Here is a 25,160-nt window from a genome sequence, read left to right on the forward strand (position 1 = left end):
CGCAGGCGTTGACAGAAGTCAATTGGATACCCTCAGGTTCGCACCGGCAGTGGGGTGCGGCAGCCCTGGAGGGCCGGTAGCGTTGTTCTGAAACCCGTTGTTCTCAAAGCCACAACCAGGTGCCGTCCAATGGCATTGCAGGTAGTCCGGGATCTATCGTGGATCCGGAGCATGCCCTGCTCATCATTGGCGATCTTACAAACAAGCCACCGGACTGAAATTCGAATGTGGATCGTATTCCAGCCAGCTTCATTCTCTCATACGCTCAGTCAATCAACGCGGAAGCGGCGCGATCCGACCCACGATCAACGAGCGGCGGGGAGGAGTCTGTGGGGCCAGTCCAGCCTCCGGCGTTACAATCAGGGCGAGGAGCCCTCTAGAAAAAGGACGCGACATCCCATGCCCAGCATCTCCAATTCCATGCAGAACGACTTGGTGGACGGTGACCTCCGCGAACGTTCAGCGGCCCGGGAAGGCTTGCCTCCCATGACCCGGGACAAACCGTTTGGCTGGCTGCTGGTCATCACCGGCGTCATTGGCTGGCTCGCCTCCGGGGCCCTGGTCCTGGAGAAGCTCGCAGTCCTCAAGGATCCCAACCATGTCACGGCCTGCGACATCAGTCCGTGGGTCTCCTGCGGAGCCGTCATGCAGACGTGGCAGAGTTCCCTCTTCGGCTTTCCCAACATGTTTATCGGCATCGTGGCGTTCGCCATCGTGATCACCACCGGCATGGCGGTTCTCTCCGGCGCCAAGTTTGCCCGCTGGTACTGGCTCGGCCTGCAGGCCGGCGTGACGCTTGGCTTTGCCTTCGTGGTATGGCTGTGGTCGCAGGCGCTGTATTCCATCCACATCCTGTGCCCGTTCTGCATGGTTGTCTGGGCCGCGATGATTCCGCTCTTTGTGTGGACCACGGTCCGGAACATCGCACACGGCGTGATCAAGCTGCCGGCAGGCCCCGCGAAGATCGCCGGCGACTCCGGCTGGATTGTCACGGCCCTGCTGTACGTGGCCGTGATCGCCACGATCTTCTTCGCCTTCATCCAGGTTTTCGTCGGGACATCCGGCTACTAGGCCAAAGAAAAAGCGCGAACGTGCAGTTGAGGCCCCCTTTCCGAAGAAACGGGGGCCTCAACTGTACGTTCGCGCTGGTGGCTGTTAGTCCTGGAACCAGATCTTGATCTCGCGTTCGGCGGAATCGACCGAGTCGGAACCGTGGACCAGGTTCTGCTGGACCTTCAGGCCCCAGTCGCGGCCGAAGTCGCCGCGGATGGTGCCGGGCGCCGCCGTCGTCGGGTCGGTGGTGCCGGCGAGGGAACGGAAGCCCTCAATGACGCGGTGGCCTTCGAAGATGGCGGCGACAACGGGTCCGCTGAGCATGAACTCCACGAGCGGCTCGTAGAACGGCTTGCCCACGTGCTCCTCGTAGTGCTGCTCCAGCAGTTCGCGGCTGGCGTCGACCTTCTTGAGCTCGGTCAGGGTGTAGCCCTTGGCTTCAATCCGGCCAAGGATGGCGCCGGTCAGGTTGCGGGTCACGCCGTCGGGCTTGATCAGGACGAGGGTGCGCTCAATGCTCACAGCTGCTCCAATGTGGTTGGTGGGGGTTCGAAATTAGTCTAGTTGGTTTCGACGTCGGGGTGGGCGGCTTCCCATTCGGCCTGTTCACGTTCGCGCTGCGCGGCCTCGCGGTCGATCCGAATGCCGGTCCGGATGCCGTACCACCAGGCCACGGCGAAGAGGATCCCCACAACGAACATCATGGGTTCGATGAATCCGGCGAAGATCAGGACGAGCTGCAGGATCCAGCCCAGGGCAACACCCCACGGCTTGGACAGCACAGCACAGGTGAACACCAGCACCAGGCTCAGGCCGATGCCCACGGAGAGGATTACAGCGGGCGGGAACTCGTCGCGGCGGAGGCCGAAGACGGCCAGCGTGGCGAAGAACGCAACGAACCCTTCCAGAACCAGGACCGTGGAGGCGAACATGACCTTGGTGGAGCGCCGCTTCTTGGGCATCCCCGGACGCCACTCCCGCTGCGCTTTTGTAAGTCGGGCCATGGTCAGGCATCCGCCTTTCCGAGCAGGATCCGGGCTTCCGCCACGAGCGTGATGGAGCCGGTCACCAGGACGCCGCCGGCCAGGTCCTCATTGGACTCGGCGTGCTCAACGGCCCATTCCAGGGCGTCGTCGAGCTTTTCGGCAACGTGGATGTTGTCCTCGCCGAAGCCCAGGTCCAGCGCGATTTCAGCGAGGTCCTCGGCCGGTACGGCGCGGGGCGAGTTGGACTGCGTGAAGCAGTATTCGGCCGCGAGGTCGCCCAGGGACTCCTTGAGCTGGCGGAGAATCTCCTCGGCGTCCTTCTCCTTCAGGACGCCCACCACCACCACGAGCTTGGTGAAGCTGAAGGCCTCGTGGATCGCCTCGGCCGAAACGCGGATCCCCTCGGGGTTGTGGGCGGCGTCCACGATGATGGTCGGGGCAGTCCGAAGCACCTCCAGGCGGCCCGGTGAGGTGACCGTAGCAAACGCCTCCTGGAGGATTTCGGCGTCGAGCGGCTTTTCACCGCCAAAGAAGGCCTCCAGCGCGGCAATGGCGACGGCGGCGTTCTCCGCCTGGTGCGCGCCGTGCAGCGGAACCAGGAGTTCCTCATACCGGGCGGCCAGGCCCTGGATGGTCACCATCTGGCCGCCGACGGCGACAGTCCGGGACTCGACGCCGAACTCCACGCCTTCGAAGCGGTACGGTGCCTGGACTTCGCGGGCCTTCTCGAGCAGCACCTGGGCGGCACCCACGGGCTGTGCGGCGCTGACCAGGAAACCTCCCGGCTTGATGATGCCGGCCTTTTCGTAGGCAATCTCTTCAGTGGTCTCGCCGAGGAGGTCGGTGTGGTCCAGTGAAATGGGCGTCACGACGGCCACCTGGCCGTCGCCGACATTGGTGGCATCGGTGATCCCGCCCAGTCCCACCTCCATGACGGCCACGTTGACCGGCTGGTCGGCAAAAACGGCGAAGGCCAGGATGGTGAGGCACTCGAAGTACGTCAGCCGGGGCTGGCCCTCGGCTTCGAGTTCGCTGTCCACGATCTGCAGGTAGGGCCTGATCTCGTCCCAGATCCGGACGAAGGTCTCGTCCGACACGGGGGCGCCGTCGACGCTGATCCGCTCGGTGACCTTGGACAGGTGCGGGCTGGTGTAGCGCCCGGTGCTCAGCCCGTGGGCCCGGAGCCCGGCTTCGATCATCCGGGCCGTGGACGTCTTGCCGTTGGTGCCGGTGACGTGGATGATCGGGAACGCCTTGTTGGGCTCCCCCAGCACATCCATGGCCCGGAACAGCGGCGCAAGGCGCGGCTCCATTTTGTTTTCCGGCGCCCGGCCCAGCAGCTCGGCGTAGACGCTTTCCACGGAGAATTCGTCGGTCATTTGTTTAGGCCTCTACTTTTTCTGCCGCGGTCCTGGCAACAGTGACCTGCGGTTCGTTGACGTCGGCCGCGACGGTGTCCAGCCGGACTGTCAGAGTCTCGGTCTTGACGAGTTCAGCGTTCGCCAGCAGGGCATCAACGACGTCCTGCTTCGCGGTGACGGTGGTGTGGATCCGGTCGCTGACGTTGAGTCCGGCGTCCTTGCGGGCCTGCTGGATGGCGCGGACCATGTCGCGGGCGGCACCTTCGGCTTCCAGTTCCGGGGTGACCTCGGTGTTGAGCACCACGAACCCGCCGCCCGGCAGCACCGCCGCCGCGCGCGAGCCTTCACCCTCCGCGGCTTCCACCACGACGGTTTCCAGCGTGTATTCCTGCGGCTCCAGGGCCAGGCCGCCGGCGGTGACCACGCCTTCTTCGCTAACAGACCAGTCCCCGGACTTGGAGCCCTTGATGGCCTGCTGGACGTTCTTCCCCAGGCGCGGGCCGGCGGCCCGGGCGTTCACCACGAGCTTCTGCTCGATGCCGAACTCCTCCGGGGAGGCGCTTTCGGCGTCGAGCAGGCGGACGGAGCGAAGGTTCAGTTCGTCGGCGACGACGGCGGCGAAGCCTTCCAGCGCGTCCGCGCCGGGTGCCACCACGGTGAGTTCCTGCAGCGGCAGGCGGACCCGGAGGTTCGCGGCCTTGCGCAGCGAGGATCCGGTGGAGCAGATCTGCTGCACGCGGTCCATGGCTTCCACCAGCGAGGGGTTGGCCGGGAACAGTTCCGCGTCCGGCCAGTCGGCCAGGTGCACGGAACGTCCGCCGGTGAGGCCCCGCCAGATCTCCTCGGAGACCAGCGGCAGCAGGGAGGCGGCCACCCGGGAGACGGTTTCCAGCGCGGTGTAGAGCGCGTCGAAGGCATCAACGCTCTCGTCGAAGAAGCGCTGGCGGCTCCGGCGCACGTACCAGTTGGTGAGCATGTCCAGGTAGCTGCGCAGTTCGTCGCAGGCACCGGAGATGTCGTAGCCGTCCAGCTGGGCGGTCACATTGCGGACCAGGTCGCCGGTGTTGGCCATCAGGTACTGGTCCAGGGTGTCGGCATAGCCGTCGTACCGCAGCTTCGCGTCATAACCACGCCCGCCGTCCGCGGCGTTCGTGTACAGCGTGAAGAAGCTGTACACGTTCCACAGCGGCAGGATGACCTGGCGGACGCCGTCGCGGATTCCCTGTTCGGTGACCACCAGGTTGCCGCCGCGCAGGATGGGGCTGGACATCAGGAACCAGCGCATGGCGTCCGAGCCGTCGCGGTCCAGGACCTCGGAGACGTCCGGGTAGTTGCGCAGGCTCTTGGACATCTTCTGCCCGTCTGAACCCAGCACGATGCCGTGGCTGATGACGTTGCGGAAGGCGGGCCGGTCGAACAGCGCGGTGGAGAGGATGTGCAGCATGTAGAACCAGCCGCGGGTCTGGCCGATGTACTCGACGATGAAGTCCGCCGGGTTGTGGGTGTCGAACCATTCCTCGTTCTGGAACGGGTAGTGCACCTGGCCGTACGGCATGGAGCCGGAGTCGAACCAGACGTCCAGGACGTCCTCGACGCGGCGCATCACGGACTGGCCCTCTTCGGGGGTCCGCGGGTCATCCGGGTTCGGGCGTGTCAGCTCGTCGATGAACGGCCGGTGGAGGTCCACCTGGCCGGTTTTGTTCAGCGGAAGCCGGCCGAAGTCGGCTTCGATCTCGGCGAGGGAGCCGTAGACGTCGGTGCGCGGGTATTCGGGGTCGCTGGACTGCCACACCGGGATGGGGCTGCCCCAGTAGCGGTTGCGGCTGATGGACCAGTCGCGGGCGTTGGCCAGCCACTTGCCGAACTGGCCGTCCTTGACGTTGCCCGGGATCCAGTTGATCTCCTGGTTCAGCTCGGACATGCGGTCCTTGAACTTGGTGACTTCCACGTACCAGGAGGACACCGCGCGGTAGATCAGCGGGTTGCGGCAGCGCCAGCAGTGCGGGTAGCTGTGCTCGTAGCTGGCCTGGCGCACCAGGCGGCCCTGCGCGCGGAGCACCTGCGTGATGGGCTTGTTGGCCTCGAACACCTGCAGGCCTACGATGTCGTGCAGGTCGCCGTGCGAGAAGAGCGGCAGGAACTTGGCGCCCTCGTCCACGGAGAGGACCACGGGAATGCCGGCCTCTTCACAGACCTTCTGGTCATCCTCACCGTAGGCGGGCGCCTGGTGGACGATGCCGGTGCCGTCGGTGGTGGTGACGTAGTCGGCCACGAGGAAGCGCCAGGCATTCTCGGTGCCGTACTTCTCAGCGTCGCTGAAGTCGCTCCACAGCGGCCGGTACTGCAGGCCGGCCAGCTCGGCGCCGGTGTAGGTGGCGGTAACCGCGGCCTCGGCGGCTTCCACGCCGGCGGTGCCGTCCCCGTAGCCGAGGTCCTTGGCGTAGGCGCCCAGCAGGTCGGCTGCGAGCAGGAAGCTGCCCGTGACGGGGGCCTCGGGGGACGCGGCCTTGATGCCGTTGGGACCGGCAGGCAGCACGGCGTAGATGATGGACGGGCCGACGGCGAGCGCCAGGTTGGTGGGCAGCGTCCAGGGCGTGGTGGTCCAGGCGAGGGCCTGAACACCGGCGAGCTTCTGTGACAGTTCGGATTCCCCGGCGGTGATGGGGAAGGTGACCGTGACGGTCTGGTCCTGGCGGTTCTTGTAGACGTCGTCGTCCATGCGCAGTTCATGGTTGGACAGCGGCGTCTCGTCCTTCCAGCAGTACGGCAGGACGCGGTATCCGTTGTAGGTCAGGCCCTTTTCGTGCAGCTGCTTGAAGGCCCAGAGCACGGACTCCATGTATTCGACGTTGAGCGTCTTGTAGTCGTTCTCGAAGTCCACCCAGCGGGCCTGGCGGGTGACGTAGCTCTTCCACTCGTCGGCGTACTTCATCACGGAGGCGCGGCAGGCGTCGTTGAACTTGTCGATGCCCATGGCCTCGATCTGGGTCTTGTCCGTCATGCCCAGCTGCTTCATGGCTTCCAGCTCGGCGGGGAGGCCGTGGGTGTCCCAGCCGAAGCGGCGCTCGACGCGGCGTCCGCGCTGGGTCTGGTAGCGGCCCACCAGGTCCTTGGCGTAGCCGGTCAGCAAGTGGCCGTAGTGGGGCAGGCCGTTGGCGAAGGGAGGGCCGTCGTAGAAAACGAACTCGTTGCTGCCGGGCTGCCCGCCGGGGGCGTCAGCGCTGCGCTGGTCGATGCTCGCCTGGAAGGTGCCGTCCTCATCCCAGTACTTGAGGATGCGTTCTTCGATCTCCGGGAACTTCACGGAGGCCGATACACCGGAGGTGTTGGAAGCAGAGGCGGTGGAGCCGGCGCCTGCGGCGGAGGCCTTGGGGTAATAAGTCATCTCGACATCCTGGGTTGAGCTAGTGAACAAGTGGATCATTCAGGATGCGAGGACGGCCCGTGCGCTGTTTTCCAACTGCACCGGTACCGCGGTACCACCTCACTTACCGTCGCCGGGCCCCTGCGATAAGGACAGAGCACCGGCGTCGGCCGCTCATTGCTGCTGTGACGGGCTTACCCGTCCGGTTCTACTGCCCCGGGTTCCTGCACGGCAGGGGGTCCGGGGGTTCTTCCGGAAGCTCACCGGAGATGGCCGGGTCAACGCTGTTACCCGATTCTACCCAGAGTTGCCCTGGGTTGTGGTAGCCGGAAGGGTAATCCCGGGCACACGCGGACAGTTCGACTGCATAGACTCGGAGCCATGACCCTCCGTTCCACAGCCTCCCCGGCCACCGGACGGCCGGCGCGCCGCCGGTCCGCCGTCTGGCCGGTGCTCTGTGTGCTGGCCACCGTGCCGGTGGCCGGGCTGTCGGTGTTCCGCGCCATCCCGGCACAGTGGCCGACCGTCGTCGTGCAGCTCCTGTCCTTCACGCCGTGGCTGCTGATCCCAGCCGGAGCCGCAATTCTCCTGGCCGTTGTGGGCCGGCGCAGGTGGCTGGTCTGGCTGACGGCGGTCGCGGCGGCGGCCCAGCTCTTCTGGCTGTTCCCGCTGGATTACGGGCGGGGCGCCCCGGAGGCCGGCGCAGTAACAGTGCCCCTGACGGCAATGAACATCAATTCGGAATTCGGCCAGGCGGACGCGGCGGAAATCGTCCGCCTGGTTCGGGAGAAGGGCGTCGGGCTGCTGACGGTCCAGGAGCATTCGCAGGTACTCGAAGACCGGCTGGCCGCTGCCGGGCTGCCGGAGTTGCTGCCGAACCGGCTCAGCGATCCCACGGACGACGGCGCCGGCAGTGCCATCTATTCCGCGCACCGCCTGGAGGCGGTTGGCACCCTGCCCGATACCCCGTTCCAGATGCCGATTGTCCGGCTGACGCTGGACGGTGCGGGAACGCCGGCGGTCCTCGAGGTGGCCAACGTCCATGCGCTTCCGCCGTTGGACGTGCGCGTTGAGCAGTGGCGCAGCGACCTTGCGGCCCTTGCCCGCCTGGCGGCACGGCCCGGCAACCGGCTCCTGATCGGCGACTTCAACGCCACCTATGACCACGCGGAGTTCCGTGCGCTGCTGGACGACGGCCCGGACGGCCGGAAAATGGTGGATGCGGGGACGGCCGCCGGAATGCGGCTCGTCCCCACGTGGCCGATGGAGGGGCACCGGCTGCCCGGTATCGCCATCGACCACCTCGTCACCAGCCCGGGCATCACCAGTGCCGGCTACTCGGTCCACCGCATACCCGGAACCGACCACGCCGCCGTCGTGGCGACGCTGGCCGTCCCGTCGGCAGGTTAGCGCAAGGTTTTCGGCTGGTCGAAGCTCTGCGGCAGCTTCATGCCGGCCTCTGCCATAACGTCCCGGAGCCGGTCCGGGTAGTCGGTGATGATACCGTCCACACCGGCGGCGATCAGCGAGCGCATGGTGGGTTTGTCGTCCACGGTCCACGGGATGACCTGCATGCCCGCATCATGGGCGCGCTGCACCATGTCGGCAGTGACGTAGGGGACATAGCCGGGATCCGTCACCGAGCCGTTTTGCGGGGAGCCGTGCACCGGCGAGATGGCGTCGAAGCCTAGAAAAGAGGCCGCGTTGACGAGGTCTCCGCCGAAGTCGTCCGAGTCAATGCCTCCGAGCCAAGGCGAGCTGCCCGGTTGCCCGGCCTGGAGGAAGTCCTTGTTCGTCAGCGCAACAGTGCGGATCTGCGGATCGCGCTGCTGTACCAGGCGCAGCGAACCCCAGTCGAAGCTCTGAATGGAGACACGGTGCTGCATGTTGGCTGCCTTGATTTCCCGCAGCGCTACATCCACGAACTGTTCCCGCGGTGCCGTTTGCTCCGGAGCGCCGGCTTCGACCTTGGTCTCGATGTTGAACTTCACCTGGCTGGCACGGTAGGACTCCGCCAGGGCGAACACCTCCGAAAGCGTAGGCATCTGCGCGCCCGGAGACGCGGCCTGCCCCGGGAACTGGGAAAGGGTGAGGCTGCCGCAGTCCAGGCTCCGGACCTGCGCAAACGTCAGATCCTTGACGTATTTGCCCACATACGGGAATTGCGGATCACCCGCCTCTACAGGCGCTGTGTCCCGGCATTTGGCGGGACTGATCTTGCGGTCGTGCGTAATGACTTCGCGACCGTCCTTGGTGATCTGAAGGTCAAGCTCGAGCGTCGTGACGCCTGTCTCGATGCCCTTGGCGAAGGAGGCAAGGGTGGACTCGACCGTGAGTCCAATGCCGCCCCGATGGGCCTCGAGGTCGAAGTGGTTGTCGCCCCCTTGCGGGTTGGTGTCTGCGGCCAAGGCCGGGGACGGGAGGGCGATGAGCAGGGCTGCGCTGAGTACGGCGGCGCCAAGCGTCTTCGGGTGTTGCATGGTGTGGTCTCCACTCTGGTGGGTGTTCAGGTGAAGTGCCACAGTCGCCGTCGATCATCAACAGCTGGTCACAGGTCCGGAACGCCCAGACCAACCCGGGATGAACCTCCGGTGCCGGGAAGCCCCTGCGTACCAGGCTCCCCGGCCCTCCTCCCCCGGCTTAGGCCTGCTTACGGATGAGCTTGTGGGTGGCTGCCTGCGCAACGGGCCGGATCACGATCTGGTCCAGGTTGACGTGGTGCGGCGCAGTGACGGCGTAGCGGACCACATCGGCTACGTCGTCGGCAGTGAGCGGCTTCTCCACGCCCTGGTAGACCTTTCCGGCGGCCTCCTGGTCGCCCAGCCTGTTGAGGGCGAACTCCTCGGTGTGCACCAGGCCCGGAGCAACTTCGATGACACGGACATTGTTCTCCACCTCTTCCAGCCGGAGCGCTCCGGTCATGGCGTGCTGGGCGAACTTGGCCGCGTTGTAGCCGGCACCGCCCTCATAGGCGGAAAGTCCCGCCGTCGAGGTCAGGTTGAGGACTGTGCCCTCGCCGTTGGCCCGCAGCATGGGAAGGAAGGCGCGGGTTAGTTTCATGGTGCCCAGGACGTTCACGTCGAACATCCACTCCCAGTCCTCGGTTTTGGCATCGGCAATCCGGTCCGCGCCCCGTGCACCCCCGGCAATGTTGATCAGGGTGTCGATGCCGCCGGCCTTCGTCACCTCGGCCAGGAGCCTTTCCACGTCATCGTCGTCGGCGATATCCGCCGGCACAGCCGTGGCTCCTGTGGCCTCGGCCAGCGCCGCGAGCCGGTCCGCCCGGCGGGCAACGGCGAAAACCGTCCAACCCTCGGCCCGCAACGCGCGGACCGTCGCCTCGCCGATTCCCGTGCTTGCTCCCGTAACTACTGCTGCCTTTGTGCGCTTTTCCTCAGTCATGGCACCACCCTAACGTTGGAGGAAGTCCAGAAGCACACGGGCATGGTTGGTCTCAGGATCCCTGGCACCGTACAGGAGGGTGATGCGCCCGTGCTTCACCGCCAGCTCCTGCAGCGTGGCCACGGCCGGGTTGTTTTCGAGTTCCGCCTCGTACTGTTCACGGAAGTCCGCGAAACGTTCCTGCATGTGGCCGAACTCGGTCCGCAGCGCTGTTGAGGGCGCCACCTCCTTCAGCCAGAGGTCCAGCATGGCCCGTTCCTTGCTGATGCCGCGCGGCCAGAGCCGGTCCACCAGGACGCGGAAACCGTCGTCGTCGGAGGGGTCATCGTAGATGCGTTTGGTCACCAGTTTGCGGTCATCACTGTCCATACCGGGATGCTACTGCAGGGGCCCGGCGCCAGCGAGGGAAGAGAACATGAAACAATTGCTCCATGGCTGAAGACACTCAGGGTACAGACACGCCCACTACCGCCCCTATCAACGTTCCGGACAAGCCCGCCCTTGAGGGGTTGGAAGCTGCCCTGACGCAGCGCTGGCTTGACGAAGGAACCTACAAGTTTAATCGGGAGACCACCAGGGAGCAGGTCTACTCGATCGACACTCCCCCGCCCACGGCGTCGGGATCCCTGCATGTGGGCCACATGTTCTCCTACACCCAGACCGACGTCCTGGCGCGCTACCAGCGCATGACCGGAAAGAACGTCTTCTACCCCATGGGCTGGGACGACAATGGCCTGCCCACCGAGCGCCGCGTCCAGAACTACTACGGTGTGCGCTGCGATCCGGCCGTCCATTACAACGCCGCCTACCGTCCGCCGGCTGAACCGGCCAAGAACCAGCGCGATTTTGACGTCATCTCGCGCCGCAACTTCATCGAACTGTGCGAGGAACTCGCCGTCGAGGACGAGAAGGTCTTCGAGAACCTCTTCCAGACCCTTGGCCTGTCCGTCGACTGGGACCTGACCTACCGGACCATCGATGACAAGTCCCGGGCCATCTCCCAGCGCGCCTTCCTGGCGAACCTCGCCGCCGGCGACGCCTACATGGCTGAGGCCCCCACGCTGTGGGACGTCACCTTCCGCACCGCGGTGGCCCAGGCTGAACTCGAGGACCGCGAGGTCGCAGGCGCGTACTACCGCTACCCGTTCTTCACCGAGGACGGCGAGAAGCTCTACATCGAGACCACGCGCCCGGAACTGCTGGCCGCCTGTGCCGCCCTCGTGGCAAACCCCGACGACGAGCGGTACCAGCCGCTGTTCGGCAAGAAGGTCACCTCTCCCCTGTTCGGCGTCGAGGTTGAGGTGAAGGCCCACCACCTTGCCAAGGCGGACAAGGGCTCCGGCATCGCCATGGTCTGCACCTTCGGAGACCTCACCGACGTGACCTGGTGGCGCGAGCTCCAGCTGCCCACCCGCGCCATCGTGGGCCGTGACGGCCGCATCATCGGTGACACGCCGGACTGGATCACCACCGAGCAGGGCCGGGCGGCCTTCGAATCGATCGCCGGCAAGACGGTCTTCAGCGCCAAGGAAGCAGTGGTCGAGCAGCTCGCCGCAGCCGAACTCCTCGACGGCGAGCCCAAGAAGATCATGCACCCGGTCAATTTCTTCGAGAAGGGCGACAAGCCCCTCGAAGTGGTGACCTCGCGCCAGTGGTACATCCGCAACGGCGGACGCGACGAGGACCGCCGCGAACGTCTGATCGGCCGCGGCAACGAGATCGAGTTCCACCCGGCATTCATGCGCTCCCGCTACGAGAACTGGATCTCAGGACTGAACGGCGACTGGCTGGTCTCCCGCCAGCGCTTCTTCGGTGTGCCGGTACCGGTCTGGTACCCGCTGGATGCCGACGGGAACCCGGAATACGACGCACCGATCGTCCCGACGGACCAGCAACTCCCCGTCGATCCGGCTGCCGACGCGGCGCCCGGCTACGAGGAAGCCCAGCGCGACCAGCCGGGCGGCTTCACTGGTGACGCCGATGTCCTCGACACCTGGGCCACGTCCTCGCTGACACCGCAGATCGTGGGCGGCTGGAGCACTGACGAGGCACTCTTTGCCAAGGTCTACCCGTTCGACGTGCGCCCGCAGGCCCACGACATCATCCGGACCTGGCTGTTCTCCACGGCCGTGCGTGCCGATGCGCTGCAGGACACCGCGCCGTGGAAGCACGCCGCCATTTCGGGCTGGATCCTCGACCCGGACCGCAAGAAGATGTCCAAGTCCAAGGGCAACGTGATCGTGCCTACCGATGTCCTTGAGGAGTACGGTTCGGACGCGGTCCGGTACTGGGCGGCCTCGGCAAAGCTCGGCGCGGACACGGCCTACGAGATCGCGCAGATGAAGATCGGCCGCCGCCTGGCCATCAAGCTCCTCAACGCCTCGAAGTTCGTCCTGAACCTGGGCGCCACGGAAAACTCGGTAGTGTCCACGGACCTGTCCGTACTGACCAACCCGCTGGACCGCGCCGTCCTGGCACAGCTGTCCGACGTGGTGGCACAGGCCACCAAGGCGTTCGAGAACTATGACTACGCCCGGGCGCTGCAGATCAGCGAGAGCTTCTTCTGGCAGTTCACGGACGACTACGTGGAACTCATCAAGGACCGGGCCTACGGGGCGGCCGGCGAAGCAGAGCAGGCATCAGTGCTGGCGGCGCTGGCCACCACCCTGGATACGTTGCTGAGGCTGTTCGCGCCGTTCCTGCCCTTCGCCACCGAAGAGGTCTGGGGCTGGTGGCGCACCGGATCAGTGCACCGTGCCGAGTGGCCCGCGGCGTCAGAGGTCTCCGACGGCGACACCACCATGCTCGCGACGGTCGGGGTTGCACTGAGCGGTATCCGCAAGGCCAAGTCCGAGGCCAAGGTCAAGCAGCGCACCGAGGTGCTGTCCGCCACGATCACCGCCACGGAGTCGATCACCACGCAGCTGAAGGCCGGCCTGGCCGACCTGAAGGCCGCCTCGAATGCCCGCGAGCTCACCCTCGTGGCAGGCGACGGCGAATTGACGGTCAGCGATGTTGTGCTGGCCCAGCCGGAAGAAGCACACGGCGCCTAGCCCGCTCACCGGCTACCGGACACACGTGAAGCCCCATCAGCGTTCGTCGCTGGTGGGGCTTCCGTCTTCGGGTGTCACCCTGTTTTTGGGCAAAGGGGAAGCCCCATCAGCGTTTTGCCGTTGGTGGGGCTTCGACTTTTTCGATTGTCTCGTGACGTCTGTGACAATCTGGCGGAATCCTCGGAATTTCAGGTCTTCCTACCTCGTCACTGGTAGCCAGCTTCTGACTTTGCCGAAGGCTGCGTCAGATGCGTGTCACTGAATCTTTGGTTTCCGTGTCCCTCTTCTTTCGAAGTGGGTAAGAACTATTGTTGTCCCACCCGGGCCGATCCGCAAGGGTCCCGAAAGAACTACATCCTAGTAATTCCGGTTCCCCCTGAGGGGCGATAGGCGGAGCTTGTCAGTTGAATTCAGGCCGTTCAGTGCGGCTGCGCTTGATCTCGAAGAAGTGCGGGTACGAAGCCAGGGTCACCGCGGCGTCCCACAGCCGGCCCGCTTCTTCGCCCCGGGGAATGCGGGTCAGGACCGGGCCGAAGAATGCCGTGCCGTTGAAGGCCACCACGGGCGTTCCCACGTCCTGGCCTACAAGGGAGATGCCCTCTTCGTGGCTGGCGCGAAGCTGCTGGTCGAAGGCGTCCGAGGTCGCTTCGGCCGCGAGCCCGGCAGGGAGCCCGCAGTCCGCCAGGGCCTTGCTGATCACGACGGCGAAATCCTTTTCGCCGGCGTCGTGGATCAGGCTGCCCATGGCGTCATAGAGCGGCTTGATGACCTGGTCACCGTGCTGCTCGCGGGCGGCAATGATGACGCGTACCGGGCCCCACGCCTTGTCCATCGCCTCGCGGTAGCCGGGGTCCAGTTCGCGGCCCTCATTCAGGACGGCAAGGCTCATCACGTGCCATTCGGTTTCAATGTCGCGGACTTCCTCCACTTCGCCCACCCAGCGGGACGTGATCCAGGCGAAGGGGCACAGGGGGTCGAACCAGAAGTCGGCTTTGCTCGCGGTGGTTTCAGGCACGGAGATCTCCTCGTAAAGTCATCGGGGCGTGGCGCACCTCAGGCGCACATCTAGCAAGAGCGAAGAACTAAGCGGATTTATTCCGGCGCTTAGCCACAACGTCGTGCGCGATCATGGTGGGCTGCGCCTTTTTCGCCACGACGTCGGCAGTGATGACGACGCTGGCGATGTCGTCCCGGCTGGGGAGGTCGAACATCACGGGGAGGAGCACTTCTTCCATGATGGCGCGGAGCCCGCGGGCACCCGTGCCCCGTTCCAGTGCCTGGTCGGCGATCATGTCCAGGGCTGCGTCGTCAAACAGCAGTTCCACACCGTCCAGCTGGAACATCTTCTGGTACTGCTTCACCAGGGCGTTCTTCGGTGTGGAGAGGATCTGGATCAGGGCCGGACGGTCCAGGTTGGAGACCGTGGTGATGACGGGAAGCCGGCCGATGAATTCCGGGATCAGCCCGAACTTCAGCAGGTCTTCCGGCATGACCTCGCCGTAGGAGTCGGAATTGTTCTTGACTTCGTTCAGCGGAGCACCGAATCCGATGCCCTTTCGTCCCGAACGGGAGCCGATAATGTCCTCGAGCCCTGCGAAGGCTCCGGCAACGATGAACAGCACGTTGGTGGTGTCGATCTGGATGAATTCCTGGTGCGGGTGCTTCCGGCCGCCCTGCGGGGGAACTGAGGCCACCGTGCCTTCGAGGATCTTCAGCAGGGCCTGCTGTACGCCTTCGCCGGAGACATCACGGGTGATGGAAGGGTTTTCGCTCTTCCGCGAGATCTTGTCGATCTCGTCGATGTAGATGATGCCCTGCTCGGCCTTTTTGACGTCATAGTCAGCAGCCTGGATCAGCTTCAGGAGGATGTTCTCGACGTCCTCGCCCACGTACCCGGCCTCGGTCAGTGCCGTGGCATCCGCGACGGCGAAGGGAACGTTGAGGCGTCGGGCCAGCGTCTGGGCCAGATAGGTCTTACCGCAGCCGGTGGGGCCGATCAGGAGGATGTTCGACTTGGCGATCTCGACGTCGTCGTGATGGACGCCTTCGGCGAGGCTGCCGCTCTTGGGCGCGTGGCCGGCCTGGATCCGCTTGTAGTGGTTGTAGACCGCGACGGCGAGCGAGCGCTTGGCGGGCTCCTGGCCGATCACGTATTCCTGGAGGAAATCAAAGATCTCGCGGGGCTTGGGCAGTTCGAAGCTGCCGAGGTCCGCTACTTCGGCGAGTTCCTCTTCAATGATCTCGTTGCAGAGTTCAATGCACTCGTCGCAGATGTAGACGCCGGGCCCGGCAATGAGCTTGCGCACCTGCTTCTGGCTCTTTCCGCAGAAAGAGCACTTCAGCAGATCCGTGCTCTCGCCAATCCGAGCCATATGTGAACCCCTTAGTATCCTGCTGCTACCGCAGCACTGCACCGGTTGCTGGAATCACGGTGGGTCCGGAAGGTCCGGCCGTGACATGTTCCACTCTAAGTCACATTCGGCCTGAGGGGTGGAACCTTACGTATTGAAAACGAAAGCCGGTGCGGTCCATTTTCCATGAACCGCACCGGCTCCGCGTGTCGTGCTTAATTACCTGCTGATCGCCTGCGGCTTGATCTTGCGGGAATCAAGAACCTGGTCGATCAGGCCGTAGGACTGCGCCTCGGCGGCGGTCAGGATCTTGTCACGTTCGATGTCGTTGTTGACCTGCTCGGACGTACGGCCCGAGTGCTTGGCCAGGGTGTCTTCGAGCCAGGACCGCATGCGCATGACTTCGGCTGCCTGGATCTCAAGGTCGGAGGCCTGTCCGCCCTGGCCGCCGGACAGTGCCGGCTGGTGGATGAGTACGCGTGCGTTGGGCAGTGCCAGGCGCTTGCCGGGCGTGCCGGCCGCGAGCAGGACAGCCGCCGCACTTGCCGCCTGGCCCAGGCACACGGTCTGGATCTCGGGGCGGATGTACTGCATCGTGTCGTAGATGGCCGTCATGGCGGTGAAGGAACCGCCCGGGGAGTTGATGTACAGCGTGATGTCGCGGTCCGGGTCGGTGGACTCCAGCACCAGCAGCTGTGCCATAACGTCGTCCGCGGAGGCATCGTCCACCTGGACGCCGAGGAAGATGATCCGGTCCTCGAAGAGCTTGGTATACGGGTCCTGGCGCTTGAAGCCATAGGGCGTACGTTCCTCGAACTGCGGCAGCACATAGCGGCTGGTGGGCAGGTTCCCGGCAGACGATCCGAGATTATAGTTCATGTTCATTTCTCCTGGAATCATTTCTGTCTTCGCCGGTTACTTTTCCGAGCCGCTGGCGTTTTGCGTTCCGCCGCCGCCGGCCACAGATCCCGCGTGCGCGGCAATCTTGTCGAAGAAGCCGTACTCGAGGGCCTCAGTAGCCGTAAACCATTTGTCGCGGTCATTGTCCTTGAGGATGGTCTCCACGGTCTGGCCGGTCTGGTCTGCGGTGAGTTCCGCCATGACCTTCTTCATGTGGAGGATGAGCTCAGCCTGGATCTTGATGTCCGAGGCCGTGCCGCCGATGCCGCCGGAAGGCTGGTGCATCAGGATGCGCGCATTCGGGGTGGCGTAGCGCTTGCCCTTGGTGCCCGATGAGAGCAGGAACTGGCCCATCGACGCGGCGAGGCCGGTGGCGACGGTTACGACGTCGTTCGGGATGAACTGCATGGTGTCGTAGATGGCCATGCCGGCCGTCACGGAGCCGCCCGGCGAGTTGATGTAAAGGTAGATGTCCTTATCCGGGTTCTCCGCGGACAGCAGCAGCAACTGCGAGCAGATCGCGTTGGCGTTCTCATCGCGGACCTCGGAGCCGAGCCAGATGATTCGCTCTTTCAGCAGGCGGTTGTAAATGTAGTTGTCCTGGGCTGCCGGATCGACAGTAGCCATCCGGGGGGCCCCTGCTTGCTGTGACATATGTACTTACCTCTCGCTGGCGACGGTGACGTCACGGGACGACGCCACTGAAAATCACTACTTGGACACTAACCGGTTTCGCGGCCGTTTTGTTCACGCGGATCGCGCTGTTCGCTGACGGCGCACGATTGCCGCAGCGGCCCACCGCACAGCACTGCACCGCCGCTGTGCGGGGTTGGCTCAGGGGTTAAACAGGAAGCCCCCGGATCAGGGATCCGGGGGCTTCCGTGCAACGTGGTGTTAGAACTTCACGGCTGCCGGATCGTCGCTTGACGCTTCGTCCTTGGCGGCAGCTTCGCCTTCAGCAGCTTCGCCGTCGACGACGGGGGCTTCTTCAGCTTCGGCGGCAGGAGCTTCTTCGCCACCGGGGCGGACGAAGTCGCTCAGGTCAACCTTGTTGCCCTCGGAGTCGGTGACCTCGGCCTGGCCCAGCACAACTGCCAGGGCCTTGCGGCGGCGGACCTCGGAAACCATCATGGGAACCTGGCCGGACTGATCGATGATCTGTGCGAACTGGTTCGGGTCCATGCCGTACTGGCTGGCAGTGGTCACGATGTAGTCGATCAGCTCGTTCTGGCTGACGCCGACCTCTTCCTTGTCCGCAATGGCGTCCAGGATGATCTCGTTCTGGAAGGCACGCTCGGTGTTGGCCTTGACCTCGGCGCGGTGCTCCTCGGTGTCGTGGTCACCCTCGCCGTGGGAGTTCTCGGCCTTGAAGTGCTGCTCCAGCTGCTCTTCGACCACCGAGGCGGGAACGGGGACCTCGACGAGCTCAACGAGCTTGTCCAGGACCTTGTCGCGTGCCTCGACACCCTGCTCAACAACCTTGGATTCGGCAGCCTGCTTGCCGAGGTCCGCACGCAGTTCTGCAAGCGTGTCGAACTCGGAAGCCAGCTGGGCGAAGTCGTCGTCGGCCTCGGGAAGCTCGCGCTCCTTGACGGACTTGACCACTACCTTGACCTGGGCGGCTTCGCCGGCGTGGTCGCCGCCAACGAGGGTGGTCTCGAAGATGGCGTCCTCGTCAGCGCTGAGGCCGGTGACGGCCTCGTCCAGGCCTTCGAGCATGGTGCCGGCGCCAACCTGGTAGGACAGGCCTGAGGCGGAGTCAACTTCGGCTCCGTCGATGGATGCGGTGATGTCGATGGTCAGGAAGTCGCCGTCGGCGGCCGGGCGGTCCACGGACTTCAGGGTGCCGAAGCGGCCGCGGAGTTCGTCAAGGGCCTTGTCAACATCGGCTTCGGTGGACTCGGCGGCGGCTACCTCGACCTTGATGCCGGAGTAGTCCGGCAGTTCGATCTCGGGACGGATGTCAACCTCGGCGTGGAACTTGAGTTCGCCGTCGGTCGCGGTGGGGTCCGGAACCTCGGTGATTTCAACCTCGGGACGGCTCAGCGGACGGATGCCGGTTTCCTGGACTGCGTCCTGGTACCAGCCGTTGAGGCCTTCGTTGATGGCCGTTTCCAGCACGTAGCCGCGGCCAACGCGCTGGTCGATCAGCTTCGCGGGGACCTTGCCCTTGCGGAACCCAGGGACCTGGATCTGCGAAGCAACAGTCTTGTATGCCTCTTCGATGCTGGGCTTCAATTCCTCAAAAGGGACCTCAACATTGAGCTTGACCCGCGTGGGGGTGAGGTTCTCGACAGCGCTCTTCACAGTCTAAGTACTCCTGGTTTTGTGGGATGGGGTTCTGCAAACGCAATGATCTGACAAGCTGCAGAGTCGGGGTGACAGGATTTGAACCTGCGACTTCCTGCTCCCAAAGCAGGCGCTCTAGCCAAGCTGAGCTACACCCCGTAAGTGCACAGAACAGTCTACGGTCATATCGGCCGGATATGCACATTTGACACCGGGGCCCTGAATTAGGTTTAGTTATATCCGGCTCGAGCAGCCGACCGGAAGTGCAGCGCCGCAAGCGACGTACAGCATGTAGACGTACAGTAGTAGCAGCGCATTCCCGGGGACGTAGCTTAATGGTAAAGCCTCAGTCTTCCAAACTGATTACGCGGGTTCGATTCCCGTCGTCCCCTCCAGGACACCAGTCTTCTCCAAGACAACAAACAGCCCCTCTCCGGAGGGGCTTTTTTGTTCCCCTTTTTTGTTCCTTGCCTCGTTTTTGGTCCCTGCCTCGTTTTTGGTCCCTGCCTCGTTCCCTCAGGAACCCTGCTGGCACACAGGGCACCAGTAGAGTTTGCGGGCAGCCAGATCCGTCAGCGCCACGGGGGTGCGGCAGTTGCGGCACTCGAGGCCCTGCCGCCGGTAGACGAAGTGCGATTCCTCGGGCGCCGGCAGTCCGGCGGCCGGCTCTGTCCAGTAGCTGGGAGGCGTGGTGATGATCCTGCCGTCGCGGACGCCGTCGGACATCACGGCAACGGTGTCCTCCCACAGTGCGCCGGCCGCACCGGCGTCCAGGGCACGGCCCGGCAGCCAGGGGTCCAGTCCCTGGCGGAAGAGCAGTTCTGCACGGTAGACATTCCCGACGCCGGCAATCACCTTCTGGTCCATGAGCAGAGCCGCCAGGGGCGTCTTCCGTGCCGTCACTCCGGTGACGAAGGCTTCCCGGTCCCCGGGAAGGTTGCGGAGCGGGTCCGGCCCAAGCCGTGCCAGGACGGCGCCGGCCTCAGCCTCGGTGATGGCGTGGCAGGTGGTGGCGCCCCGGAGGTCAGCCCAGCCGTGGGCGCCCGCCAGCCTGACCCGGACCGCACCGACAGGCGCAGGCGGGCCGGAGTAAACCGAACCGTCGTCCGCTGAAGCTGCGGCGCCGTCGTCGAACACTTCCCGCTCCCCCACTTTCCGGGGCGCTCCGATGCTGGAGGCACCGCGGAAGGAGGCGTCACCTCCGAAATCCCACGCACCGTACAGGCCAAGGTGCACGTGCAGGACGAGCCCGCGGTCGAAGTGCAGGAACAAGTGCTTGCCGTGGGCCACCGTGCCCACGAGCGTGCTGGCGTCCAGCAGCGCCGCGCCGTCGGCGAACCGCCCCTGCGGACTGGAAACAGCGAGTCTCTGCCCGGAGAACACGTCCGCAAACTGGCGTGCCAGCCGGTGGACCGAATGTCCCTCCGGCACTAGGCGATAACCTCGCCGGTGTTCTCGTAGGCCGCGATCTTGGCGATGCGGCGGACGTGGCGTTCGTCGTTGCTGAACGGTTCCTGCAGGAAGGCCTCGATGATTTCCGTTGCTTCGTCCACGCTGTGCTGGCGGCCGCCGACTGCAACGACGTTGGCGTCGTTGTGCTCGCGCGCCAGCGTTGCGGTGGACAGGTTCCAGGCCAGCGCAGCCCGCACGCCCTTGACCTTGTTGGCGGCGATCTGCTCGCCGTTTCCGGAGCCGCCCAGCACGATGCCCAGGGCGTTCACTCCGGCAGCCTGGTCCGCCACGACGGCGAGCGCTGCGTTGATGCAGAAGGAGGGGTAGTCATCCAGGGCGTCGTAGACCTTGGGCCCGTGGTCCACCACGTCGTAGCCCTTGGCCGTGAGGTGGGACACGAGGTGGGCGCTGAGCTCCATGCCGGCGTGGTCGGTGGCGATGTGGACGCGCGGAAGATCGGAAGATGTGGTCACGGCAAGGTCCGTTCAGTCATAAGCACCGGAAGGCTTCCGGGCTGCTTCGGGGGTCGCATCCAAGCGTACTAGGGTGCGGGCACAGGCTGCCTGCCATGAACACTCTGCGGACGCCCGGGCCGGCGGGCCCGGCGCCACGGCACCCAGGGCCGGCGGACTCAGGGCCGGCGGACTCAGGGCTGGCGGACTCAGGGCTGGGGCGGGCGCTTCTCGCCGCGGGCCCGGGCAGCTACGCGGGACAGGACGGCGGCCACCCTTTCGGCCGAGTCGGGACTGCCGCCGCTGACGGCCGCTTTCCGTCCGTCCGCGCGGTTGACGACGACGGCGGGTCCGCTGCTGACCAGCATGGCGGTGGTCCCGCCGTGGTGGCGGTAGCCCCAGCCGCCATAGTCTGCGGCGCGGACATCGGCCGGGGTTGCCGAGGAAATCGCCGCCGCCGGAATTTCCATCACGCGGACGAACCCGGCGGCGAAAACCCGCAAACCGCGCCGGTCAACGATGATACGGGCGAAGAGGAAGGCGGCCGCCAGCACCGCCAGCACCACCAGGAGTGCACCCAGCCACGGGACGGCGATGGAGACCAGCGCTGCCGGGAACAGCGATGCGACGCCCAGCATCACAAACACCGAACTGCGCGCATGGACCCACAGCCGTACTGAATCCGACGCCAGCTCGGGGTCCGATTCGCGCTCCAGCGCGTCCCGCAAGGCGCGCTCATCTTCCACAGACCACCGCTCGTCGGCCTTGAAAACGAAGCCCATGATGACGCCCAGGGGTAGTGCCGCCCCGCTCCCGAGGGCCAGGACGGACATATCAACACGTGCTTCGCGGACGTCGGCGATTCCCGCCTGGCCCACGAGGACTGCCGCCAGCACCGTGGTGACAAAGAGACTTAGGGTGAGCCCGGCGCCCATCATCACACGTCGCATGACGGCGGGCCGGCTCAACGGCACGGCCTGCCCCAGGACGAGCCAGCCCACCACCGCGATGATCAGGCCGCCGCAGGTCACGAAGGCGGAGAACGGCGCAAAACCGGCCGGTCCGGTCCCGGACCACAGCACCGCCATGGGGTCCGGCACGTCCGTCCGGAGCAGGAAGGCACAGACGACGAATGCGACGGCCAGCAACGCAGGGAAACCCACCGCGAACCGCAAAGCCCTGACGTCCACCGAGTCCCTGAACTTTCCCATACCCCAACGCTACTCCGTGCCGATGCCGCGTGATCCACCTAACTTGCCATCGCCGGGTGAAGTGAAAGAATAACTTCACAGTGCTGGCAATGACCGTTGCTGGCCGGCAACCGCAACCCTTTCTGGAGGCCCCACCTTGCCAGGCATGAACCTGACGCGCGCCGAAGCCCGTGAGCGCGCCAACCTCATCTCCGTTGAGTCCTACGACGTCAGCCTGGACCTGACCCAGGGTGACAAAGTCTTCGGATCCACTACCGCCGTAAAGTTCAGCGCCCGGCCCGGATCCTCCACCTTCATCGACGCGGTTACCCACAAGGTTCACAGTGTCATGCTGAACGGCACTGAACTCGACCCGGCGGAGGTGTCGGACGGTGTCCGCATCCAACTGCCGTACCTCGCCGCGGAGAACGATCTGCTGGTGGTTGCCGAGGCCCCGTACATGAACACCGGCGAAGGACTGCACCGCTTCGTGGACCCCGTCGACAACGAGGTCTACCTGTATACGCAGTTCGAGGTTCCGGATTCGCGCCGGATGTTCGCGGTGTTCGAGCAGCCCGACCTCAAGGCGAGCTTTACGTTCACCGTCACCGCGCCGTCGCACTGGGACCTGGTGTCCAACTCCCCCACGCCTGTCCCCATCGAAACCATTCCCGGTGAAGACGGCGGCGCACGCTCGGTCTGGGAGTTCGCCGCCACACCCCGGCTGTCCTCCTACGTCACGGCACTGATCGCCGGTCCGTACCAGTCGGTGCGCAGCGAGGTGAAGTGCGCCGACGGGCGCATCGTTCCCCTGGGTGTGTTTGCGCGCAAGTCGCTCATGCAATACCTCGACGCCGACAACATCTTCGAACTCACCCGGCAGGGATTCGAGTTCTTCGAGGCGCAGTTCGGCTGCCCCTACCCGTTCGCGAAGTACGACCAGCTCTTCGTGCCCGAGTTCAATGCCGGCGCCATGGAAAACGCCGGCGCCGTGACCATCCTGGAAGGCTACGTTTTCCGCGGCAAGGTCACGGGCGCGCAGGTGGAACGCCGCGCCATCACCGTCCTGCACGAGCTCGCGCACATGTGGTTCGGCGATCTGGTCACCATGCGCTGGTGGAACGACCTGTGGCTCAACGAATCGTTCGCCGAGTACATGTCGCACCTGGCGGCGGTGGAGAACACCGAGTTTGACCATGCCTGGACCACATTTGCCTCGGTGGAGAAGTCCTGGGCCTACCGCCAGGACCAGCTGCCCACCACCCACCCCATCTTCGCCGAGATCAACGACCTGCAGGACGTTGAAGTGAACTTCGACGGCATCACGTACGCCAAGGGCGCCTCGGTTCTGCGCCAGCTGGTGGCCTGGGTCGGTCCGGAGCAGTTCATGTCCGGAGTGCGCGAGTATTTCAGCAAGCACGCCTGGCAGAACACCGAGCTCAGCGACCTCATGGTGGAGCTGGAAAAGGCCAGTGGCCGCGACCTGGACGAGTGGGGGCGGCTGTGGCTGGAAACCGCCGGTGTCAACACGTTGACTCCCGATGTGGCGGTGGATTCTTCCGGAGCCATCACCTCGTTCAGCATCGTGCAGTCCGCGGTGGCCGAGCAGCCCACCCTTCGCCCGCACCGCCTGGCTGTCGGGTTCTACGACGTCACCGAAGGGCAGCTTGTCCGGGTGCACCGCGAGGAACTGGACGTCGACGGGGAACGGACCGAGGTGCCCGGCCTGGCCGGTCTGCGCCAGCCGGACCTGATCCTGCTGAACGACGACGACCTCGCCTATGCCAAGGTCCGGCTCGATCCGAAGTCGCTGGCCACCGCAACGGCCCACCTAAAGGACTTCCGCGAGAGCCTGCCGCGGACGCTCGTCTGGGGTTCCGCCTGGGACGCTGCCCGCGACGGCGAAACCCCGGCCCGCGGCTACGTCGAACTGATCCTCGCCAACATCGCGTCCGAATCCGATTCCTCGGTGATCCTGGTCCAGCTCCGGCAGCTGGCCACAACGCTCAGCTATTACGTAGCCGAGGAACACCGGGAAAAGACGTCCATAGCCGCAGCGGACACTCTCTGGGACCTGGCCGGTTCCGTGCCGGCGGGCTCGGATGCGCAACTGCAGTTCGTGAAGTCCTTCGCGCTGCTGGCGCGCAGCGACGGCCAGCTGGATACGGTTTCGGCGCTGCTGGACGGCTCGGCATCCCTGGCAGGCCTCACCGTCGACCAGGATCTGCGGTGGGAGCTCCTTGCTTCACTGGTAGCCGGCGGCCGGGCAGGCCAGGACCGGATCGACGCTGAACTTGAGCGGGACAACACCGCGAACGGCCAGAACGCGGCCGCGCTGGCCAAGGCCGCCATCCCCACGCCCGAGGCCAAGGCTGCGGCCTGGGATTCCATCGTGGTGAAGGGCGAGCTGTCCAACGCCCTGCAGGCATCCGCGGTGGCAGGATTCACCCGGGTGCTGGACCCGGCTCTGCTGGCGCCGTACACGGAGAAGTATTTCGACGCCGTTCCCGGCATCGTTGCCAACCGCACCCATGCGCTTGCCCAGCAGATCGTCGTCGGACTTTACCCCGCCCAGCAGACCACGCAGGAAACTGTGGACCGGACGGACGAGTTCCTGGCCGCGCTGCCGGAGGACAGCACCGCGCTGCGGCGCATGATGCTGGAGAACCGCGACGGCGTGGCGCGCGCGCTGCGGGCCCGCGAGGCCGACATCGGATAGCCGCCGGCATCTGTTCCCACGAACCGGAACCTCGGAGCTGGCGTGCTGTTGCTCCGGGGTTCCGGCGTTCGGCCGATGTGGAGTTGCGGCGTCACTAGAATTGCGGCATGACGCTTGATGAGCACCGCTACGCCGTGACTGTCCGATGGACCGGGAACCGGGGGGACGGAACGTCGACCTACCGGGGGTATTCCCGCGACCACGACATCGAGATCCCCGGGCTTCCCGTCCTCAAGGGGTCGGCCGACCCCACCTTCCACGGGGACAAGACGCGGTACAACCCCGAACAGCTGCTGTTGACCGCCCTCTCGCAGTGCCACATGCTCTCTTTCCTGCACGTGGCAGTGAAGCACGGCGTGGTGGTAACGGCGTACGAGGACCGCGCCGCGGGCCTGATGCGGACCAACCGCGACGGCAGCGGCCAGTTCGAATCCGCCACGCTCAGGCCCGAAGTGACGGTGGCCGCCGCCGTGGACGACGCGCTCATGGAACAGCTGCATCACGAGGCAAACAAGGTCTGCTTCATTGCCCGGAGCGTGAACTTTCCCGTGCTCCACGAACCCTCGGTGCACGTTGAGGAACCCTAGC

20 protein-coding genes and 2 tRNA genes are annotated in these 25,160 nt (G+C 65.2%); 6 read left to right on the plus strand and 16 right to left on the minus strand.

The genetic code is table 11. The features are described 5' to 3' along the window. Positions 1-399 precede the first annotated feature (399 nt). Positions 400-1,071, plus strand: a complete 672-nt coding sequence (locus PV761_RS09425; protein ID WP_347896164.1) for a vitamin K epoxide reductase family protein — start codon at positions 400-402, stop codon at positions 1,069-1,071. A gap of 84 nt (positions 1,072-1,155) precedes the next feature. On the opposite strand, the gene ndk is transcribed toward PV761_RS09425, so the two are convergent. From ndk to ileS, 4 genes are read right to left on the minus strand one after another with little or no spacing between them, the layout of a single operon-like run. Further along, entirely contained in the window at positions 1,156-1,575 is a 420-nt protein-coding gene (ndk, locus tag PV761_RS09430; protein WP_028269004.1) for a nucleoside-diphosphate kinase, read from the minus strand. A gap of 38 nt (positions 1,576-1,613) precedes the next feature. Then, entirely contained in the window at positions 1,614-2,057 is a 444-nt protein-coding gene (locus PV761_RS09435; protein WP_028269003.1) for a DUF4233 domain-containing protein, read from the minus strand. A 2-nt stretch (positions 2,058-2,059) separates the two neighbouring features. Then, on the minus strand, positions 2,060-3,418 hold the full coding sequence (locus PV761_RS09440) for a Mur ligase family protein (RefSeq protein WP_347896167.1): 1,359 nt from the start codon (positions 3,416-3,418) through the stop codon (positions 2,060-2,062). A 4-nt stretch (positions 3,419-3,422) separates the two neighbouring features. Continuing rightward, positions 3,423-6,785, minus strand: coding sequence for an isoleucine--tRNA ligase (ileS, locus tag PV761_RS09445; RefSeq protein WP_347896169.1), 3,363 nt, complete (start codon positions 6,783-6,785; stop codon positions 3,423-3,425). Between the two features lie 360 nt (positions 6,786-7,145). On the opposite strand from ileS, the gene PV761_RS09450 reads away from it, so the two are divergent. Then, on the plus strand, positions 7,146-8,174 hold the full coding sequence (locus PV761_RS09450) for an endonuclease/exonuclease/phosphatase family protein (protein WP_347896171.1): 1,029 nt from the start codon (positions 7,146-7,148) through the stop codon (positions 8,172-8,174). Here PV761_RS09450 and PV761_RS09455 read toward each other — a convergent pair. The 3 genes from PV761_RS09455 to PV761_RS09465 form a co-directional block, all read right to left on the minus strand. Continuing rightward, positions 8,171-9,244, minus strand: a complete 1,074-nt coding sequence (locus tag PV761_RS09455; RefSeq protein ID WP_347896173.1) for a glycerophosphodiester phosphodiesterase — start codon at positions 9,242-9,244, stop codon at positions 8,171-8,173. The genes PV761_RS09450 and PV761_RS09455 overlap by 4 nt on opposite strands. A gap of 160 nt (positions 9,245-9,404) precedes the next feature. Beyond that, the gene (locus PV761_RS09460) at positions 9,405-10,166 is read right to left on the minus strand and encodes an SDR family oxidoreductase (protein WP_347896175.1); all 762 of its coding nucleotides are present in this window, start codon (positions 10,164-10,166) and stop codon (positions 9,405-9,407) included. A 9-nt stretch (positions 10,167-10,175) separates the two neighbouring features. Continuing rightward, entirely contained in the window at positions 10,176-10,535 is a 360-nt protein-coding gene (locus tag PV761_RS09465; protein ID WP_347896177.1) for a DUF488 family protein, read from the minus strand. A 62-nt stretch (positions 10,536-10,597) separates the two neighbouring features. On the opposite strand from PV761_RS09465, the gene valS reads away from it, so the two are divergent. Next, positions 10,598-13,219: a valine--tRNA ligase gene (gene valS, locus PV761_RS09470; RefSeq protein ID WP_347896179.1), complete on the plus strand. Its 2,622-nt coding sequence runs from the start codon at positions 10,598-10,600 to the stop codon at positions 13,217-13,219. A 400-nt stretch (positions 13,220-13,619) separates the two neighbouring features. Here the strand turns inward: valS and PV761_RS09475 are convergent, their stop codons facing one another. The 6 genes from PV761_RS09475 to PV761_RS09500 form a co-directional block, all read right to left on the minus strand. Beyond that, positions 13,620-14,234: a disulfide bond formation protein DsbA gene (locus tag PV761_RS09475; protein ID WP_347896181.1), complete on the minus strand. Its 615-nt coding sequence runs from the start codon at positions 14,232-14,234 to the stop codon at positions 13,620-13,622. A 67-nt stretch (positions 14,235-14,301) separates the two neighbouring features. Continuing rightward, a complete protein-coding gene (gene clpX, locus PV761_RS09480) occupies positions 14,302-15,591 on the minus strand; it encodes an ATP-dependent Clp protease ATP-binding subunit ClpX (RefSeq protein WP_028268994.1) in 1,290 nt (429 codons plus the stop codon). 198 nt (positions 15,592-15,789) lie between these two features. Continuing rightward, positions 15,790-16,449 (minus strand): ATP-dependent Clp protease proteolytic subunit, encoded by a 660-nt coding sequence (locus PV761_RS09485; RefSeq protein WP_347896184.1) that lies wholly within the window; start codon positions 16,447-16,449, stop codon positions 15,790-15,792. Positions 16,450-16,485: 36 nt separating this feature from the next. Then, complete coding sequence (locus PV761_RS09490) at positions 16,486-17,097, minus strand: ATP-dependent Clp protease proteolytic subunit (protein ID WP_028268992.1); 612 nt, start codon at positions 17,095-17,097, stop codon at positions 16,486-16,488. Between the two features lie 267 nt (positions 17,098-17,364). Further along, entirely contained in the window at positions 17,365-18,777 is a 1,413-nt protein-coding gene (gene tig, locus PV761_RS09495; RefSeq protein WP_347896186.1) for a trigger factor, read from the minus strand. A 66-nt stretch (positions 18,778-18,843) separates the two neighbouring features. After that, a tRNA-Pro gene (locus PV761_RS09500) sits at positions 18,844-18,918 on the minus strand. Between the two features lie 162 nt (positions 18,919-19,080). Between PV761_RS09500 and PV761_RS09505 the strand changes: the two genes are divergently transcribed. Continuing rightward, positions 19,081-19,154 (plus strand) — tRNA-Gly (locus PV761_RS09505). A gap of 121 nt (positions 19,155-19,275) precedes the next feature. Here the strand turns inward: PV761_RS09505 and PV761_RS09510 are convergent. The 3 genes from PV761_RS09510 to PV761_RS09520 form a co-directional block, all read right to left on the minus strand. Further along, positions 19,276-20,190 carry a DNA-formamidopyrimidine glycosylase family protein gene (locus PV761_RS09510; RefSeq protein ID WP_347896188.1) on the minus strand — a complete coding sequence of 305 codons (915 nt, stop codon included), beginning with the start codon at positions 20,188-20,190 and terminating at the stop codon, positions 19,276-19,278. Then, on the minus strand, positions 20,190-20,684 hold the full coding sequence (locus PV761_RS09515) for a ribose-5-phosphate isomerase (protein ID WP_347896190.1): 495 nt from the start codon (positions 20,682-20,684) through the stop codon (positions 20,190-20,192). Before PV761_RS09515 ends, PV761_RS09510 begins: the two co-directional genes overlap by 1 nt. 188 nt (positions 20,685-20,872) lie before the next feature. Next, a complete protein-coding gene (locus PV761_RS09520) occupies positions 20,873-21,874 on the minus strand; it encodes a hypothetical protein (protein WP_347896192.1) in 1,002 nt (333 codons plus the stop codon). 145 nt (positions 21,875-22,019) lie between these two features. Between PV761_RS09520 and pepN the strand changes: the two genes are divergently transcribed. Together pepN and PV761_RS09530 are read left to right on the plus strand one after the other, a co-directional pair. Beyond that, positions 22,020-24,572 (plus strand): aminopeptidase N, encoded by a 2,553-nt coding sequence (pepN, locus tag PV761_RS09525; protein WP_347896194.1) that lies wholly within the window; start codon positions 22,020-22,022, stop codon positions 24,570-24,572. A 107-nt stretch (positions 24,573-24,679) separates the two neighbouring features. Beyond that, entirely contained in the window at positions 24,680-25,159 is a 480-nt protein-coding gene (locus PV761_RS09530; protein WP_028268986.1) for an OsmC family protein, read from the plus strand. The last annotated feature ends 1 nt before the right edge of the window (position 25,160 follow it).

This window comes from Arthrobacter sp. CC3 (assembly GCF_039907775.1).
Lineage (GTDB): Bacteria > Actinomycetota > Actinomycetes > Actinomycetales > Micrococcaceae > Arthrobacter.

Bases quoted from the DNA above. Each gene is read 5' to 3' on its own strand.
- PV761_RS09425 (WP_347896164.1), top strand. From the start codon at position 400: ATGCCCAGCATCTCCAATTCCATGCAGAACGACTTGGTGGACGGTGAC.
- PV761_RS09435 (WP_028269003.1), bottom strand. From the start codon at position 2,057: ATGGCCCGACTTACAAAAGCGCAGCGGGAGTGGCGTCCGGGGATGCCC.
- PV761_RS09440 (WP_347896167.1), bottom strand. From the start codon at position 3,418: ATGACCGACGAATTCTCCGTGGAAAGCGTCTACGCCGAGCTGCTGGGC.
- ileS (WP_347896169.1), bottom strand. From the start codon at position 6,785: ATGACTTATTACCCCAAGGCCTCCGCCGCAGGCGCCGGCTCCACCGCC.
- PV761_RS09450 (WP_347896171.1), top strand. From the start codon at position 7,146: ATGACCCTCCGTTCCACAGCCTCCCCGGCCACCGGACGGCCGGCGCGC.
- PV761_RS09455 (WP_347896173.1), bottom strand. From the start codon at position 9,244: ATGCAACACCCGAAGACGCTTGGCGCCGCCGTACTCAGCGCAGCCCTG.
- PV761_RS09460 (WP_347896175.1), bottom strand. From the start codon at position 10,166: ATGACTGAGGAAAAGCGCACAAAGGCAGCAGTAGTTACGGGAGCAAGC.
- PV761_RS09465 (WP_347896177.1), bottom strand. From the start codon at position 10,535: ATGGACAGTGATGACCGCAAACTGGTGACCAAACGCATCTACGATGAC.
- valS (WP_347896179.1), top strand. From the start codon at position 10,598: ATGGCTGAAGACACTCAGGGTACAGACACGCCCACTACCGCCCCTATC.
- clpX (WP_028268994.1), bottom strand. From the start codon at position 15,591: ATGGCTCGGATTGGCGAGAGCACGGATCTGCTGAAGTGCTCTTTCTGC.
- PV761_RS09485 (WP_347896184.1), bottom strand. From the start codon at position 16,449: ATGAACTATAATCTCGGATCGTCTGCCGGGAACCTGCCCACCAGCCGC.
- PV761_RS09490 (WP_028268992.1), bottom strand. From the start codon at position 17,097: ATGGCTACTGTCGATCCGGCAGCCCAGGACAACTACATTTACAACCGC.
- PV761_RS09520 (WP_347896192.1), bottom strand. From the start codon at position 21,874: ATGGGAAAGTTCAGGGACTCGGTGGACGTCAGGGCTTTGCGGTTCGCG.
- pepN (WP_347896194.1), top strand. From the start codon at position 22,020: ATGAACCTGACGCGCGCCGAAGCCCGTGAGCGCGCCAACCTCATCTCC.
- PV761_RS09530 (WP_028268986.1), top strand. From the start codon at position 24,680: ATGACGCTTGATGAGCACCGCTACGCCGTGACTGTCCGATGGACCGGG.